This is a genomic window from Virgibacillus sp. NKC19-3 (assembly GCF_019837165.1).
GTDB classification, from domain to species: Bacteria; Bacillota; Bacilli; order Bacillales; family Amphibacillaceae; genus Virgibacillus_L; species Virgibacillus_L saliphilus.
In genome coordinates this window covers 2,186,184-2,201,048 of sequence record NZ_JAGYHC010000001.1, presented here as the reverse complement: position 1 = coordinate 2,201,048, position 14,865 = coordinate 2,186,184, and the positions used below count along the sequence as shown (strand labels likewise).

Genomic DNA, 14,865 nt, shown 5'->3' with positions numbered 1-14,865 from the left:
TCCATTTTTCTTCATTCATTATCCTTACTCTGTCTTAGGCGAGCTAAAAAGTCTTCTATTTCTGCATCCAGTGGCTGCATAACTAAATATGCTTCAAAAATCGGAATAGCCTCTTCCGCCCTCCCTTCTTCCGTAAGAAAATATCCATACTCTTTCATAAAATCACTATCTTGGTTAAGTCTATTATATGCTTCCTTATAGTGGTTTAATGCATTCTCAAATGATTCGATTTCATTATATGCGCGGGCGAGCTCCCATTCATAAAGAGAGTCATCTGCCCCCATCTCTTTGATTTCCTCGATCAATTCTACGATGTCAGAATGTTTTTCCATTGTTTTAAACTGTTCAATTAGAAATAATACAGCTTCTTTATAATCTGGATCTAATGTAATTGCTTGTCGTACCCATTTCTCACTTCCGGCCTCATCATTTAATTGATGAGCAAGCGAACCCGCTAAAAAATACAACTCTTTATTGAATTCATCTATTTTCAATCCGTCCAACGCTGTTTTATAAGCCTCTTTTGGCATTCCTTCTTCATCGTAAGCGTTAGCTAACTGATAATAAACGGTATGGTAATATGCGTCAAGCTCAATCACCTGTTCCCAGGCTTTAATTGCAATATCCTTACGATCAGCTTGATAGGCTGTAAGACCATATTTAAATAATGAATCTGGATGTTCACTTTCCACATCCTGAAAAAATGATAAGGCCAATTCATAATCACCTGAGGCAGCATGCGCTTCTCCCAAGCGGTCATTAATTGATACATTTGCGACTTCCTTCGTTTTAGGTAAGATTTTTTCGTAATAGGTAATAGCCCTTCTATATTCACCAGTTGAAAATAATAACTCGCCCAGTGCAAAATCAATAATGACTTCGTTTGGCTCATACTGTTTAGCAGTTAGTAATTTTTGTTCAGCAACTTCAAATAACCCCTGTGCTTGATAAAGATCTGCTAACTGAATGAGCGACTGGGTATATGCCGGATCATCTTCCTCGATATCATTTAATAAATTTATTGCCGCTTCATCGTCTTCTAATTCTATATATATATCAGCAAGCATGACTTTTATTTCACTTTCATTTGGATATCGCTGTAATAATTCATTTAAAATAATACTTGCTTCTTGATAAAAACCCCATTGAATATATAATTCAGCAATAGTATGCCGCTCTTCTTCATCAGCTGTAGGTAAGTAATTTTCCAATAACTCAACAGCTTCTTCTGATTGATTACTTTCCATTAAATTTACTGCTTTCATTATGGTATCCACGATGAAAATCCTCTCTATAAAACATACAATTTGTATATTTTATCATACAGAAAAGCTTATTTTTATTCAAAAGAAAAGCATGTTGCACCCTATCTTCTAATTCATTATTCGCTGTAAGTCCTTTAAAAAAGTTGGATAAGATACGGTAATGGAAGAAGTATCATCAAGTATAACTTCTTCTTGAGCAACGAGTGAAGCAATAACCGCCATCATAGCAATACGATGATCGTTATATGTAGAAATATGCCCCCCTGTTAAATTTGTTTTACCATAAATAATAATACCATCTGTGGTCGACTCTACATTTGCGCCTAAAGTGGATAAAACATTAACAACAGCAGCAATTCGATCGGTTTCCTTCACACGTAATTCTTCAGCATTACGAATAATAGTGGTTCCGTCAGCTTGAGTAGCCAACAATGCTATTACAGGAATTTCATCAATTAACCGAGGAATGATATCTCCTTCAATGACGGTACCGTGAAGTTCAGTAGATGTAATTGTCAGATCTCCAAGTAATTCACCACTGATAGATTGTTGATTCGTAATTTCAATCATTGCCCCCATTGCCTTAAGCACCTCGATAATACCGGTTCTTGTTTGATTCAAACCTACATTTTTCATCCGCAGCCTACTACCTGGAACAATAGATGCGGCCACTAGAAAAAACGCAGCAGAAGAAATATCTCCTGGAACATAAACATCTGTAGCCTGTAATGAGCGTTTATTGGTAATAGTTGTATACATACCATCCATCGTTATATCGGCATTAAAAGCTTGAAGCATGTTTTCTGTGTGATTTCTTGTCGTTGTTTTTTCACTGACTATTGTATCACCTTCAGCATGTAAGCCTGCTAATAACACTGCAGATTTCACCTGAGCGCTTTTTATTGGCAATGCATAATGTATTCCTTTTAATTTTTTTCCTCTGATGGCCAGCGGAACATAGCTGCCATTTCCCCTGCCATCAATAACTGCATCCATTTCTTTCAAGGGGGTAACAACACGATCCATTGGGCGATTGGATAGATATGGGTCTCCGTATACCGCCGTAAAAAAAGGTAAACCGGCCAATAAACCAAGCATCAATCTTGCAGTAGTACCCGAATTTCCAAAGTAAATTGGTTCTTTTGGCTCTTTCAGTGTTGCAGTACCTTTCCCTTCAATGATCAATGTCGATCCTTTTTTTTCAATGGAAACACCCATGGATCGAAATACTTGTACAGTACGCATACAATCTTCTCCGTCCAAAAAGTGAGAAACTTTAGTTGTTCCATTGGCTATAGATCCCATTATTACGGATCGATGGGAAATAGACTTATCCCCTGGTACCTCTAATTCTCCTGATAATGCTTTTGGGTAAGGATGTAATTTTAACGCATTCAATAGCTCGCACTCCTTTATTTTTGAATCATCACTTCATATCCATGAGTTTGTAAAAGCGTATGGCTTTGTTTTTGTAATTTTTGCGAAGGAAAGCTAAGCCGCAAAGCACCGGTAATACCTTCTCGTATTTCTAGAATTTGTATATTCCGAATGCTTATTTTTTCATCGGCCAAAAGCCGTGTAACAGATGCCAAAGCACCCGGTTGATCTTGTATATCTACATATAAATCGTAAAAGGCAGGGATAGCCCCTCTTTCCATCTTACCTAAACCATCTCTATAGTCTTTCGCATTTTTCAAATATGTCATCATTGTTGTCTTGTCATCATTATCAACTAATTCCTTTAATGATGACATCTCTGTAATCCATTCTTCTAACATCCTGGACATTTTAAATCGATTATGATAAAAAATGTCCTGCCACATTTCCGGATTACTGGATGCAATTCTTGTGACATCCCGGAACCCTCCTGCGGCAAGTGTAGGTAAAAAAGCATGTTTATCTTCCCATTTCTTTGCCTGATGCACAAGTGAGGATGCAATTAAATGTGGAAAATGGGATACAACTCCTGTCATTTCATCATGATCATTCGGATCGAGAATGATAAAATTACTTTTGGTATTTTTGAGTACTTGTTTCAATGATTCTACTTTTGCCTGTGAACTTCTAGTGGATGGTGTCAGTACGTAGATGGCATTTTCAAACAAATGTCCCTTAGCTGCTTCAATTCCCTTTTTATGAGATCCCGCCATAGGATGGCCGCCTATAAATGTAATATGTTTATTTGATAAGTTGTTTGCTGTTTCTAAAATAGAATTTTTTACAGAAGATACATCCGATACAATAATGTCATGATCCAAAACGAATGTATCTAGCTCCTGCATCAGGCGAATAGTTTCAGATATGGGGGCTGCGAAAATAATATAATCCGCTTTCCTAGTTGCCTGTGTAAAATCGGTTGATGCCTCATGAATAAATTCGTTTATCAGTGCATATTCCAATGTCTCGGCATTAATATCATATCCAACAACATGGTTTTGATTAGACTGGTAGATACTCTTGGCAAGAGATCCACCAATTAAGCCAAGACCGGCTATTACTATCGTCTGTGTCACATTTAAATCTCCCTACTTGTTTGTTGGTGTAGCATGTATAATACATCTTGTAATTGCTTCATGTCTTTTTCTTTTCCAAGCGTAACTCTAATAGTATTGGGACAACCTAGAACCTCTCCCGGCCTGATGATAAACCCTTTTTCTATTAAATATTGAAATACTTCCGTACCACTAACAGGAGTAAAAACGAGTAAGAAGTTCGTTTGGGAGTCATAATAGCCCCACCCAATGGTATCCAGAAACTGTGTAAAGGATTGTTTAACAGTATTGTTCTTAGCTATTGTTTCTTCTATAAATGCTGTATCTTCAAGCGCAATGAAGGCAGCTTTTTGTGCCATTGATGTAGTATTAAATGGCCCTCTGACAACATCCAGCTTCGTAATTAAATCCTGATTAGAAATAGCATATCCTATCCGTAAACCCGCTAAGCCATACGCTTTTGAAAAGGTGCGTAATATAACAAGATTTTGGTACTGGGATAGATTTTCTATAGCATTCGGATCCTGTTCTGTGTCCATATATTCATAGTAAGCCTCATCTAATACAACCAATACATCATTCGGACAGCTATCCAAAAATGAATAAAGCTTAGCTTTTGGAATAGTAACGCCTGAAGGGTTGTTAGGTGAACATAGCCATACGACAGATGTTCTTTCATCAATGGATTCCAGCATTTGATCAAGGTCATGAAATCCATCTCCTGTGGGTATTTCTTTAATTTCAGCCCCCTCGATCGAGGCATTATGTTTGTACTGTGGAAATGTCGGTGTCGGCATAACGGTATTTACTCCCGGGTATAAAAATGCACGACAAATCATTTGCACAATTTCTTCTGACCCACTGCCAAATAATAACTGTTTTTCATTCACCTGTAACTTAGAGGCTAATGCTGTACGTAATTCAGCCGTATAACCATCTGGATAAAGTTCGAGAGCAGATTCATTATGAGATAAATAATTTTTCACATGGGGAGAGTATCCATAGGGATTCTCATTTGAAGCCAATTTAACAATTCGCTCTAATCCATACATTTCTTTAATATCTTTAATTTGTTTCCCCTGTTGATATGGTGTTAATTGTTTAAGAATTTGTTTTCCTTCCATTTTTATTCACCTCGTTTTGATAATAAATCCGGTCGTAGCTGCGTCGCTTGATTATGATAGATATGCTGCATATCCTGTTGATCTTTGTTTGTATTTACAACCATCATAATTCGAATACAAGCTTGCAAGCTGCCTGGTACATCGATTTCCCTCATACACATTACCGGAACATATGTCCAGCCTGAAAATTCCCGTAATGCTTTAGATGGAAATCCCGCATTTAAATCTTGTGTAACAGAAATAAAAACATGGGAGATGTCAGATGGTTGAATATTATTTTTGGCAACCATTTCCTCAATTAAATCTTTTGTGTTCATTATAATTTGATTTTCTTCGTTTTTAAGCACTGTAGTAGCCCCTCGTACTCCACGTGTCATTCCTTCACCAGCCTTCTTCTAAATGATTGTATATACATTTGAATATCATGATCACTTAATTCTTGTACGATTATCTCTCCTGGTTGTTTTAAAAGAACCATTTGAATCCTCTCATTTAATGTCTTTTTGTCTGTTTTCATTCGGTTGATAACAGATTCCTCATCCAATTCACCTATATTCAAGGGATAATTATTATGCTTTAACCAATGAAATAGAGGTAGATATGGCAAACGACGAGAAAATAGACTTTCACTTACATGTAGTGAAAATAATAGACCAATTGCAACTGCTTCCCCATGGGTTATTTCTCCATATCCCTTTTCAGCTTCCAGTGCATGTCCTAACGTATGACCTAAGTTTAAATGTTTTCGAATTCCTTTTTCTTTTTCATCCATTCCAACGATGGATGCTTTAATTTTTATGCCATTTGTTAAGTGATTCGTTAATTGGTCACTTGATAGATTGGTTAGGTTCGTTTTTAATAGTCTGTTACAAAAGGTTTCATCTGCAATAAGCGCTTCTTTCACTAACTCGGCATATCCCGAACGTATCTCTTCTTCGCTTAGTGTTCTTAGTGTTTGGGTATCATAAATCACTGCTGCCGGTGGATAAAAACTTCCGATTAAATTCTTACCGAATTGATGATTGATAGCGACTTTTCCGCCTACGCTGCTATCATGTGCAAGAATGGTTGTTGGCATTTGAATATAATCGATGCCCCGCATATAGGTAGCAGCTGCAAAACCGGCTAGATCACCAACCACTCCGCCTCCTAAAGCAATAATTAAGGAAGCTCGATCCAATCCAAATTTAATAGCATCTGAATGCAGTTGATAGAAAAAATCAATACTTTTTGATTGTTCCCCAACAGGGATAATGGATTGATACACCTTTCTTTCAGGGAAATTACTAACAATATCCCCTACATATAATTCAGCAACCTTTTTATCCGATACAATTAGAATGGCAGTGTAATCTTTTTGGATTAATTGATGTAACTGAAAACGAAGCATATCTCCAATGAAAATAGGATAATCATGTGTACTTGTTTTTACGAGAATATCCTCCATTAAAAACACCTGATTTCTTCACGATATTTAGCCACTGCCTCCCGAAGCTCAGGAAACTGATCACTTGGAAACTGTTCCGTTATTGCTTTAGCTAATTCAAATGCTACTACATGTTCCATGACGACAGACGCTGCAGGTACTGCACATGCATCTGATCTTTCTACCGTTGCTTTAAAAGGCTCTTTCGTTTCAATATCAACACTTTTGAGCGGTTTAAGCATTAATGTTGGAATAGGTTTCATAACTCCTTTGACAACAATTGGCATTCCGGTGGTCATTCCACCTTCAAACCCGCCGAGCCGATTGGTGGTGCGGTAATATCCATTCTCCTCATCCCAGGCTATTTCATCATGTACCTCACTACCGTTTTTTCTTGCTGCTTCAAAGCCGAGACCAAATTCTACCCCTTTGAAAGCATTAATGCTAATAACGCTCCCCCCAATCCGACTATCCAATTTTCGATCATAATGGACATATGAACCTACCCCCGCAGGCATTCCTTCTACATAGACTTCTGTAACGCCACCAATCGAATCTCCTTCTTTTTTGGCCTGATCAATCGCATCCATCATTTGCTGCTCTACGTTTTTATCTAAAACGCGTACAGGCGATTCTTCTGAAAGGCGTTGACGTTCTTTTATAGGAAGTGATGGATTGTCTTCACTGCGAATGCCTGCTATTTCTTTCACATAACCACTTACTTCAATTCCTAAATGTTTTAAAAGCGTTTTTGCAACAGCTCCTGCAGCGACACGCGCTGTTGTCTCCCTCGCAGAAGATCGTTCCAGTACATTACGCATATCACGATGACCGTATTTTAGCGCCCCATTTAAATCTGCATGTCCTGGACGCGGTCTGGTGACAACACGTTTCACCTTCGCTTCTTGTTCTATTGGATCTTCTCCCATAATATTTTCCCAGTGCTTGAAATCATCGTTATGTATGACAAGTGATATGGGAGAACCTAATGTATAGCCATGTCTAACACCACTTGTAATATCTGCAAGGTCTTTCTCTATTTGCATTCTTTTGCCCCGTCCGTGACCTTTTTGTCTGCGCAACAATGATTCATTGATATTCTCTTTCACCAAAGGCATTCTTGCTGGTACGCCTTCGATAATGGTTGTTAGTTGTTTTCCATGTGATTCTCCAGCTGTTAAATAGCGCATATAACATTCTCCTTTTATAGCTAGTGAAAACGATAAGTTAAGTTTTTCTAATTACTATACCATATCTAATTTTATTTTTGGTGAAAATTTTAGAAAAGATTGCTTTAAAGTATAAAAATTATTAAAAAGCTAGGACAAAATTGTTTTTAACTAATAAATAAATTCTGAACATAAATCTCCTCTAAAAATATACGTTGCGCACCTTAAGATGATTGGTGCGCCTCCTTATGCTCGTCGTGTTGCAAGTGATTTTGCGAAGTAGCACTCCTTGCGAAAAAGATTGCTACCCGCATCTTTAGGTATCTCACCTATGCCTTTTCTCCCACAGAAGTCTTTTTATATTCCCTGCGCTAAGTTCGGAAATGTTCGTTTTTTAGTTAAACGCTTTTGTTTTGTCCCAGCCTTGTAGTCAAAAAATAGATTTTCTAATAAAAAATGTATCAATGAGTTTACCCGATAACGGTTTGAATGGAGAATTTGTTCTGTCTGTTAACAACTAAAATTCCATGTTGTTCCTCACTGTAAGCGATTATGTATATAATATAAAACCTCCGATTGTAAAACGGAGGTTTTTCATACTAGTAGATCCACGCGCTATCTTGTTTGTTATAATCAATAATCTCGTTTTCAGAAAAGAATAATCCTATTTCTTTTTCTGCGCTCTCCGGAGCATCAGATCCATGGATCACATTTTTACTTACTGTTACACCGAAATCGCCACGTATTGTACCTGGGGCTGCTTCTGACGGATTTGTTTTTCCCATCATATCCCGTGCGGTTTTTATGACATTATCTCCTTCCCAAACCATTGCAAAAACGGGGCCGGAGGTAATGAAGTCAACCAGTTCTCCAAAGAATGGTTTTTCTTTATGTTCTCCATAATGGTTTTTTGCTAGATCGTTCGAAATAACCATAAGTTTAGCTCCTGCTAATTTAAAACCCTTAGCCTCCAGTCGATTTACAATTTCTCCGATTAAATTACGTTGTACGCCATCTGGTTTGACCATGATAAATGTTTTTTCCATGAGGCACCTCTTTCATCTTTTTTTTATGTAACCGCTAAAATACTATCAAATTTAGACAAAAATCGCAATTCGTTAGGAGCGTCTTCTTCCAATCAATGTTGCTATATCCTGTAATTTCTCTTTTGCTGTATGATCCGGTAGTCCTTCCAAAGCTTTCAATGCTTTTTGTAAATATAAATTACTCATTCTATAGGATTGATCAATTGCATTTGTTTTCTTTAATTCGTTTATAACTTCTTCCATTTCTACCTCTGTTACTGTTTCAGGATTTTGGAATTTATTTCTTATGCTTGCATGAAATGATTTATCTTGCATCGCATAAAGGACAGGGAGTGTAACATTCCCTTGGAGCAGGTCATTCCCCGAAGGTTTCCCTAATTCCTTCGATGTTGATGTAAAATCCAAAACATCATCTATTATTTGGTAAGACATGCCAATGTAATAACCATATTGGTATAGTTTATCTGCCTGTTCTTGTGGAATATCACTGACAATGGCCCCCAACTTACAACTTGTTGCTATTAACAAAGCAGTTTTTCGCCTAATTCGCCGCAGGTAATTCCGCAAGTTCTGTTCAAAGTTAAACTTATCCTTTATTTGTTCTATTTCTCCAGCACAAACTTCAACAATCGTTTTTGCCAATAAATGATGTACATTGGCTTGTTTGAGTGCTGTTATCTCCTCTAAGGCACGAGCTAATATATAATCACCAGTATACATGGCAACACGATTATCATATAAATGTTTAATCGTTGGTTTTCCTCTGCGCAACTTTGCATCGTCAATAACATCATCATGGACAAGTGTTGCTGTATGGATCAACTCAAGTGAGACAGCAACTGTTTTAATCCGCTCCATATTAAAATTACCCAGCTTTCCTGATAATACGACAAAAATAGGGCGAATCCTCTTTCCCCCCGCTTGTAATAAATCAGTGGATGCCTCACGTAATATGGGATGTTCGGCTTGTATAACTTTATTTAATGATTCCTCAATGACATCTAAGTCTTTTTTTAAATATCCATATGTTTTAGCTATTTTCATGTGTGTCACCTTTTACTTTTAAGAAAATATAGTTCATTTAAACCCCATATGCATTGCTGCTACTCCACCTGTATAGCTTTTAACCTGAACAGAAGAAAAACCAGCTTCCAGAAACATTTGCTTTAGTTTCTTCTTATCCGGAAAACTTTTTGCTGATTCATGTAACCATGCATATTCTTTATAACTTTTTGCAAACATTCTTCCTATTAGTGGCATAATAAAACGAAAGTATAAATAATATAATTGCCTAAATCCAATCAGGGTGGGTTGGGATGTTTCTAAACAAACTACTTTACCACCAGGCTTTACAACACGTCTGAGCTCTTTTAAAACTGTCATATAATCTGGCACATTACGTAAACCAAAACCAATGGTTACATAGTCAAATGAATTATCATCAAATGGCAAATCCATAGCATTGCCATGCATTAAGCTAAGTTGCTCAAGATCTCGGTTGTTTTTCTTTTCTTCAGCAACAGATAGCATATTTTGGCTAAAATCAATACCAATAACTTCCCCCGACTTTCCTGCAGCCTCGGCTAGAGAAACAGACCAATCGCCGGTCCCACAACAAACATCCAGTGCTTTGGATCCTTTCGTAATATTCATACGTTGCATGATGTCCTTACGCCAAGCTTTATGCCTTTGAAATGAAATAATAGAGTTCATTGAATCATATTTTGTGTATATTTTTTCAAAAACATGATGTACCCGTTCTTCTTTCGATTGTTGTGTCATAACTTACCCTTCTTCCGCAAAAGACGTACTATTGTACAAATAAGCATTGATCCTTAATTGAAGATGACGTTTAAACATGCTGTGATGTTTTGGCAGCTTGAACAATGAATGTTCTATTTGCTTTAGATTACGTTGTATAATCACGTCGATCGCATTCATTATAGACGTGTATGTGCTGTTAGTCGAATAATTTAGCCAATTATTTACAAGTGGAGAAAATCCATTACTATCTAAATTTCTTTCTGCAATTAATTTACTGGTTATTAACCATTCGCCTATAACAACTTTCAGTGAAGAATCGCCTACAAAATTTGCCACTTGTAGAATTAATGTGGATTCAATATCTTTTACTATATCGATATACTGGTTTAGCGAATTCGTTTCATTATAGTAAAGCTTCATTTTATATTCATTAATTTCTTTTATTGCCGATGCTAAATTATGTATAAGGTCAAAGTCATCTATTTCTGATAAAAGTAAATAATAGAGACCACTAAAATAATCCCCTGCTAGAACGCTTAATTGTTTTGATACATTGACCTCTTCACTTTCTTCTGGATCGTTTGTCTTTGGAACCAGTTCGTGTGTATCAAGTGCTACCTGTACAAGCATTGTAGTAATGATATATCGTTCTTTTTGTTTGGTTGATAATGCGGTATTATTTATTATTGCAGCTAAAGTTGTTAACTTTTCTTCATCAATCACGGGCTTTTGCATATGCTTTTTGAGATATGCATGTTGAATTTTATCTTCAACAAGTGCCTTAAGATGTCGAATTTCTGTACTGGAAGTATTCAACGAAATCACCTCAGCCCTTTCATACATTCAGGTAATTGCTGTAGTTATTATAGCATAATTTAATTTTAATCGATAATAAATAATTCGGTAGCCAAGCGTATATAAATTCCAATAATTATCTTTCCCTGATTTCTAATTTTATTTACATATGGCACACAATATTCGAATTAAAAAAGGGTACGTGTACACGCACCCTTTTTTTGCCCTTATATGTAAATTATTTTACATTATCTTTAAGGGCTTTTCCTGGTTTAAACGCAGGAACTTTGCTTGCGGGAATTTCGATCTCTTCCCCTGTTTGCGGGTTACGGCCTTTACGAGCCGAACGCTCACGTACTTCAAAGTTACCAAATCCGATTAACTGTACTTTTTCACCATCTTTAAGTGAATCCATGACAGATTCGAATACGGCATCAACTGCTTTTGTAGCATCTTTTTTAGAAAGTTCACTTTTTTCAGCTACAGCATTAACTAAGTCTGTTTTGTTCATGATATTCACCTCCTCCCGGGTAGTTTCAATCGACATTGGAACAGATAATATAACTATTATCATTTGTTTACCAATTTGTCAGCATTTATACTTCGATATCACCTACTGCATAAGATGACAAGGCTTATAATAACTGAGTTTGCAACAAAATTCAACAATAAGTACCCAATTTTTCAGTATTTATCTCTAAAAAAAGTGATTTTACATCAAAAATCAGCAAAAGTAGGCACCAATATGAAAAAATCGTATAACTCAAAGCATTCTATATAATAGTCACTGCCTTATTATTATAGCCTCATTATATATATACGACATTGTTTCGTAAATTCCTGCCGTTTAACGAATTTTTTTGAACGCATCCTTTATATAAAAGACAAAGATGTAAGCTCCCGATTAGCAACAATAATCTGTGTTCAACTTTTCGCCTACAAATATAAGTGTGACTCACTTGCTTGCATCTGCAGTCCCGCCATCAGTAAGTCTTCTTTATTGCGGTGGAGGGTGAAAAGGTTCGGGACTGCTAAAGATTGTCCCATCAATAGTATTGCTAGTTGCTGGATGCCGAAGCCGTGTAAAGGCTTATTTGGCTACTAAATACCCACACCTTCAAATTTTATACCACAAAAAAGCAGCTATGAAAAGCTGCTATAAGATAATGGCTATTAATCCTCCTGATCCTTCATTGATGATACGCTCTAATGTATCTTTTAATTTATATCTTGCATTTTCCGGCATAAGTGATATTTTACCCTGAATTCCTTCTCTTACAATGGAGCTAAGAGATCTGCCGAATATATCTGACTCCCAAATTGATAATGGATCCTCTTCAAAGTCTTGCATTAAATATCTTACTAACTCTTCACTTTGTTTTTCTGTACCAATGATGGGGGAAAACTCTGATTCCACCTCAACTTTTATCATATGAATAGACGGAGCGACAGCTTTTAATCTTACACCAAATCTTGAGCCTTGTCTGATTATTTCAGGTTCATCTAGTATCATATCCTCTAAGCTCGGTGCTGCAATCCCGTATCCTGTTTGCTTAACCATCTTCAATGCATCTGATACTTGATCATATTCTCTTTTTGCATGTGCAAAATTCTGCATTAACTCCAGTAAGTGGTCTTTGCCACGTATTTCTTCTCCAACAATTTCTTTTAGAATCTGATCATAAAGATAATCCGGTGCATGTAAATCAATCTCAGCAACGCCTTCACCCAATTCCATCCCGGCTATGTTTGCCTTATCAATATATTCATAATCTGAAAAGTCACCAACTATTTGATCAACATCCCTTAATCGCCTGATGTTTTTCACTGTTGTTTGTATAGATTCTTGATAGTTTTTCCTTAACCAATGATCTTCTTTCAAAGCCATTACCCAACTTGGGAGATTGACATTAACCTCCAGTACTGGAAATTCATAAAGCGCTTCACGCAACACATTATATACATCATGTTCTGTCATTGATTCTATACTCATAGATAGAACTGGTATATCATATTTTTCTGTTAAGTCCTGACGTAATAATTCTGTATCCGGATTTCTTGGATTTGTGGAATTAACGACCATGATAAAAGGTTTACCAACTTCTTTTAATTCATCAACTACTTTAGCTTCCGCATCTGCATAATCGTTTCGTTCAATTTCTCCTATTGTTCCATCTGTCGTTACAACCACACCTATGGTTGAATGCTCTTGGATTACTTTTCTTGTACCAATTTCAGCTGCATCATGAAAAGGTATTTCATCCTCATACCAAGGTGTATGAACCATTCTTGGACCATTCTCATCCTCAAATCCTTTAGCACCCTCAACCGCATATCCCACGCAATCTACTAAGCGAACATTTACATCAAGGCCTTCTTCTACATTTACGGATACAGCTTGATTTGGAATGAATTTGGGCTCTGTAGTCATAATGGTTTTACCAGCAGCGCTTTGCGGTAGTTCATCATGCGCTCGCACACGCTCACTTTCTTCTTCGATGCTAGGCAGCACAACTAATTCCATAAATTTCTTGATAAATGTCGATTTACCTGTACGGACAGCTCCTACGATTCCAAGATAAATATCTCCATTTGTCCGTTTCGAAATATCCTTAAAAATATCAACCTTTTCCAAAAGATCCCCTCCCGATCTCCGTACTTTTTAATTATGCACAAACTGCGAATAATTGTCATTACAAGTCTATGATGTTGTCCTATCATAATATGACTTAAATATGTGTAAAGGATGAAGAAAAAAGACAAAAAACAATGAACCCTTGCAACAATATATGTTACAAGGGAATGAATATGTTATATTTATTTAATTATCTATCAGCGAATATCGGATCTCCATCTTTAATTGTATATGGCAGTGAATAAGCAGGAACAAATGGTGTATTTTCCGGTAATATATAGCGTATGTCATCACCTTCTGTATAGTCATGATCATAATCATTTAGGGCTTTTTTTAGTTCTATTCGATAATCCACATGTAAGTTGCCTTCTACATCCATAATGATTGGAAGCTTTTCATCCGAATATGGGCTTTCTACACTTGGAGGACTTTCAAAGCCCAATTTTTGATAATCGATCGAGTATACATCTTCAGCAATTTCCTCTCCAAAAGGAGGATAAATATTTTCATCCCGGTAAATGTCAAGCTGCACATTTACACTTCGAATAGCTTCTGTTATTTGTAAATCAATAAGTTTCACACGTGGATTTTCCTCTGGAGTTATTAATGTATATTGATAGACTCCACCATTTTCATATGCAGTTCCAGGAATTTCAGACAGTGCATTATTTTCTTTTAGTGCGGTAAAATCAATCAAATATTTTTGAAAAATGGGTGTATCATTTGGTTTTGTTTTAATAGGTAAAACTTGAGTTTCTTCTTGATAGGTTTCAACTGCATGTTGCACTTGTTCCAGTTGCTGTTCATTAGGTGGTTGATTTTTGGCTAATTCATTTTGAGGAGCTAAACAGCCACTTAGTAAGATGACAAATAACAATATGCTGCAGACCCGATTATATGTACCCTCCATTTAATAGCCTCCTTTTGCATCTAGTTTGTCGGACCACTAAAAACAATATAAAAAATGATTAACGCGCCTACGATTAAGAATAAGTATGCAATCACTGATACAATTCCGGCCAACACCCCTTTAAGCTTGTACCTACTAAGTAGAATAAGGCCAACGGCTAAAATTAAAAAAATCATGCCCGCAAATGATATGTACATTTTTAGCATTGATAACGACATTTGTTTCACTCCTAAAATCTA

General features: G+C 36.5%; 15 protein-coding genes. All 15 read right to left on the bottom strand.

Features of this window, described 5'->3' with window-relative positions:
* Window positions 1–11: 11 nt before the first annotated feature.
* Window positions 12–1,277: a tetratricopeptide repeat protein gene (locus KFZ56_RS10650; RefSeq protein WP_222641917.1), complete on the bottom strand. Its 1,266-nt coding sequence runs from the start codon at window positions 1,275–1,277 to the stop codon at window positions 12–14.
* A 96-nt stretch (window positions 1,278–1,373) separates the two neighbouring features.
* A complete protein-coding gene (gene aroA / locus KFZ56_RS10645) occupies window positions 1,374–2,663 on the bottom strand; it encodes a 3-phosphoshikimate 1-carboxyvinyltransferase (protein ID WP_222641916.1) in 1,290 nt (429 codons plus the stop codon).
* A 14-nt stretch (window positions 2,664–2,677) separates the two neighbouring features.
* Entirely contained in the window at window positions 2,678–3,778 is a 1,101-nt protein-coding gene (locus KFZ56_RS10640) for a prephenate dehydrogenase (RefSeq protein WP_222641915.1), read from the bottom strand.
* A gap of 2 nt (window positions 3,779–3,780) precedes the next feature.
* Window positions 3,781–4,881, bottom strand: coding sequence for a histidinol-phosphate transaminase (gene hisC, locus KFZ56_RS10635; RefSeq protein WP_222641914.1), 1,101 nt, complete (start codon window positions 4,879–4,881; stop codon window positions 3,781–3,783).
* A 2-nt stretch (window positions 4,882–4,883) separates the two neighbouring features.
* Window positions 4,884–5,258, bottom strand: coding sequence for a chorismate mutase (gene aroH / locus KFZ56_RS10630; protein ID WP_222641913.1), 375 nt, complete (start codon window positions 5,256–5,258; stop codon window positions 4,884–4,886).
* Window positions 5,255–6,328, bottom strand: a complete 1,074-nt coding sequence (aroB, locus tag KFZ56_RS10625) for a 3-dehydroquinate synthase (protein WP_222641912.1) — start codon at window positions 6,326–6,328, stop codon at window positions 5,255–5,257. The genes aroH and aroB overlap by 4 nt, the downstream gene beginning before the upstream one ends.
* On the bottom strand, window positions 6,328–7,497 hold the full coding sequence (aroC, locus tag KFZ56_RS10620) for a chorismate synthase (protein WP_222641911.1): 1,170 nt from the start codon (window positions 7,495–7,497) through the stop codon (window positions 6,328–6,330). Before aroC ends, aroB begins: the two co-directional genes overlap by 1 nt.
* 578 nt (window positions 7,498–8,075) lie before the next feature.
* Complete coding sequence (ndk, locus tag KFZ56_RS10615; RefSeq protein ID WP_222641910.1) at window positions 8,076–8,522, bottom strand: nucleoside-diphosphate kinase; 447 nt, start codon at window positions 8,520–8,522, stop codon at window positions 8,076–8,078.
* 72 nt (window positions 8,523–8,594) lie between these two features.
* Window positions 8,595–9,566, bottom strand: coding sequence for a heptaprenyl diphosphate synthase component II (hepT, locus tag KFZ56_RS10610; RefSeq protein ID WP_222641909.1), 972 nt, complete (start codon window positions 9,564–9,566; stop codon window positions 8,595–8,597).
* A gap of 33 nt (window positions 9,567–9,599) precedes the next feature.
* The gene (gene menG, locus KFZ56_RS10605) at window positions 9,600–10,304 is read right to left on the bottom strand and encodes a demethylmenaquinone methyltransferase (RefSeq protein WP_222641908.1); all 705 of its coding nucleotides are present in this window, start codon (window positions 10,302–10,304) and stop codon (window positions 9,600–9,602) included.
* Between the two features lie 3 nt (window positions 10,305–10,307).
* The gene (locus KFZ56_RS10600; protein WP_222641907.1) at window positions 10,308–11,102 is read right to left on the bottom strand and encodes a heptaprenyl diphosphate synthase component 1; all 795 of its coding nucleotides are present in this window, start codon (window positions 11,100–11,102) and stop codon (window positions 10,308–10,310) included.
* A 217-nt stretch (window positions 11,103–11,319) separates the two neighbouring features.
* Window positions 11,320–11,592 carry a non-specific DNA-binding protein Hbs gene (gene hbs / locus KFZ56_RS10595; protein WP_222641906.1) on the bottom strand — a complete coding sequence of 91 codons (273 nt, stop codon included), beginning with the start codon at window positions 11,590–11,592 and terminating at the stop codon, window positions 11,320–11,322.
* A gap of 645 nt (window positions 11,593–12,237) precedes the next feature.
* Window positions 12,238–13,716 (bottom strand): stage IV sporulation protein A, encoded by a 1,479-nt coding sequence (gene spoIVA, locus KFZ56_RS10590; protein ID WP_222641905.1) that lies wholly within the window; start codon window positions 13,714–13,716, stop codon window positions 12,238–12,240.
* Window positions 13,717–13,906: 190 nt separating this feature from the next.
* A complete protein-coding gene (locus tag KFZ56_RS10585; protein WP_222641904.1) occupies window positions 13,907–14,626 on the bottom strand; it encodes a YphF family lipoprotein in 720 nt (239 codons plus the stop codon).
* 20 nt (window positions 14,627–14,646) lie between these two features.
* The gene (locus KFZ56_RS10580) at window positions 14,647–14,844 is read right to left on the bottom strand and encodes a DUF2768 domain-containing protein (protein ID WP_222641903.1); all 198 of its coding nucleotides are present in this window, start codon (window positions 14,842–14,844) and stop codon (window positions 14,647–14,649) included.
* Between the last annotated feature and the right edge of the window lie 21 nt (window positions 14,845–14,865).

Bases quoted from the DNA above. Each gene is read 5' to 3' on its own strand.
- KFZ56_RS10580 (WP_222641903.1), bottom strand. From the start codon at position 14,844: ATGTCGTTATCAATGCTAAAAATGTACATATCATTTGCGGGCATGATT.
- aroB (WP_222641912.1), bottom strand. From the start codon at position 6,328: ATGGAGGATATTCTCGTAAAAACAAGTACACATGATTATCCTATTTTC.
- aroC (WP_222641911.1), bottom strand. From the start codon at position 7,497: ATGCGCTATTTAACAGCTGGAGAATCACATGGAAAACAACTAACAACC.
- KFZ56_RS10585 (WP_222641904.1), bottom strand. From the start codon at position 14,626: ATGGAGGGTACATATAATCGGGTCTGCAGCATATTGTTATTTGTCATC.
- hepT (WP_222641909.1), bottom strand. From the start codon at position 9,566: ATGAAAATAGCTAAAACATATGGATATTTAAAAAAAGACTTAGATGTC.
- ndk (WP_222641910.1), bottom strand. From the start codon at position 8,522: ATGGAAAAAACATTTATCATGGTCAAACCAGATGGCGTACAACGTAAT.
- aroH (WP_222641913.1), bottom strand. From the start codon at position 5,258: ATGACACGTGGAGTACGAGGGGCTACTACAGTGCTTAAAAACGAAGAA.
- hisC (WP_222641914.1), bottom strand. From the start codon at position 4,881: ATGGAAGGAAAACAAATTCTTAAACAATTAACACCATATCAACAGGGG.
- menG (WP_222641908.1), bottom strand. From the start codon at position 10,304: ATGACACAACAATCGAAAGAAGAACGGGTACATCATGTTTTTGAAAAA.
- hbs (WP_222641906.1), bottom strand. From the start codon at position 11,592: ATGAACAAAACAGACTTAGTTAATGCTGTAGCTGAAAAAAGTGAACTT.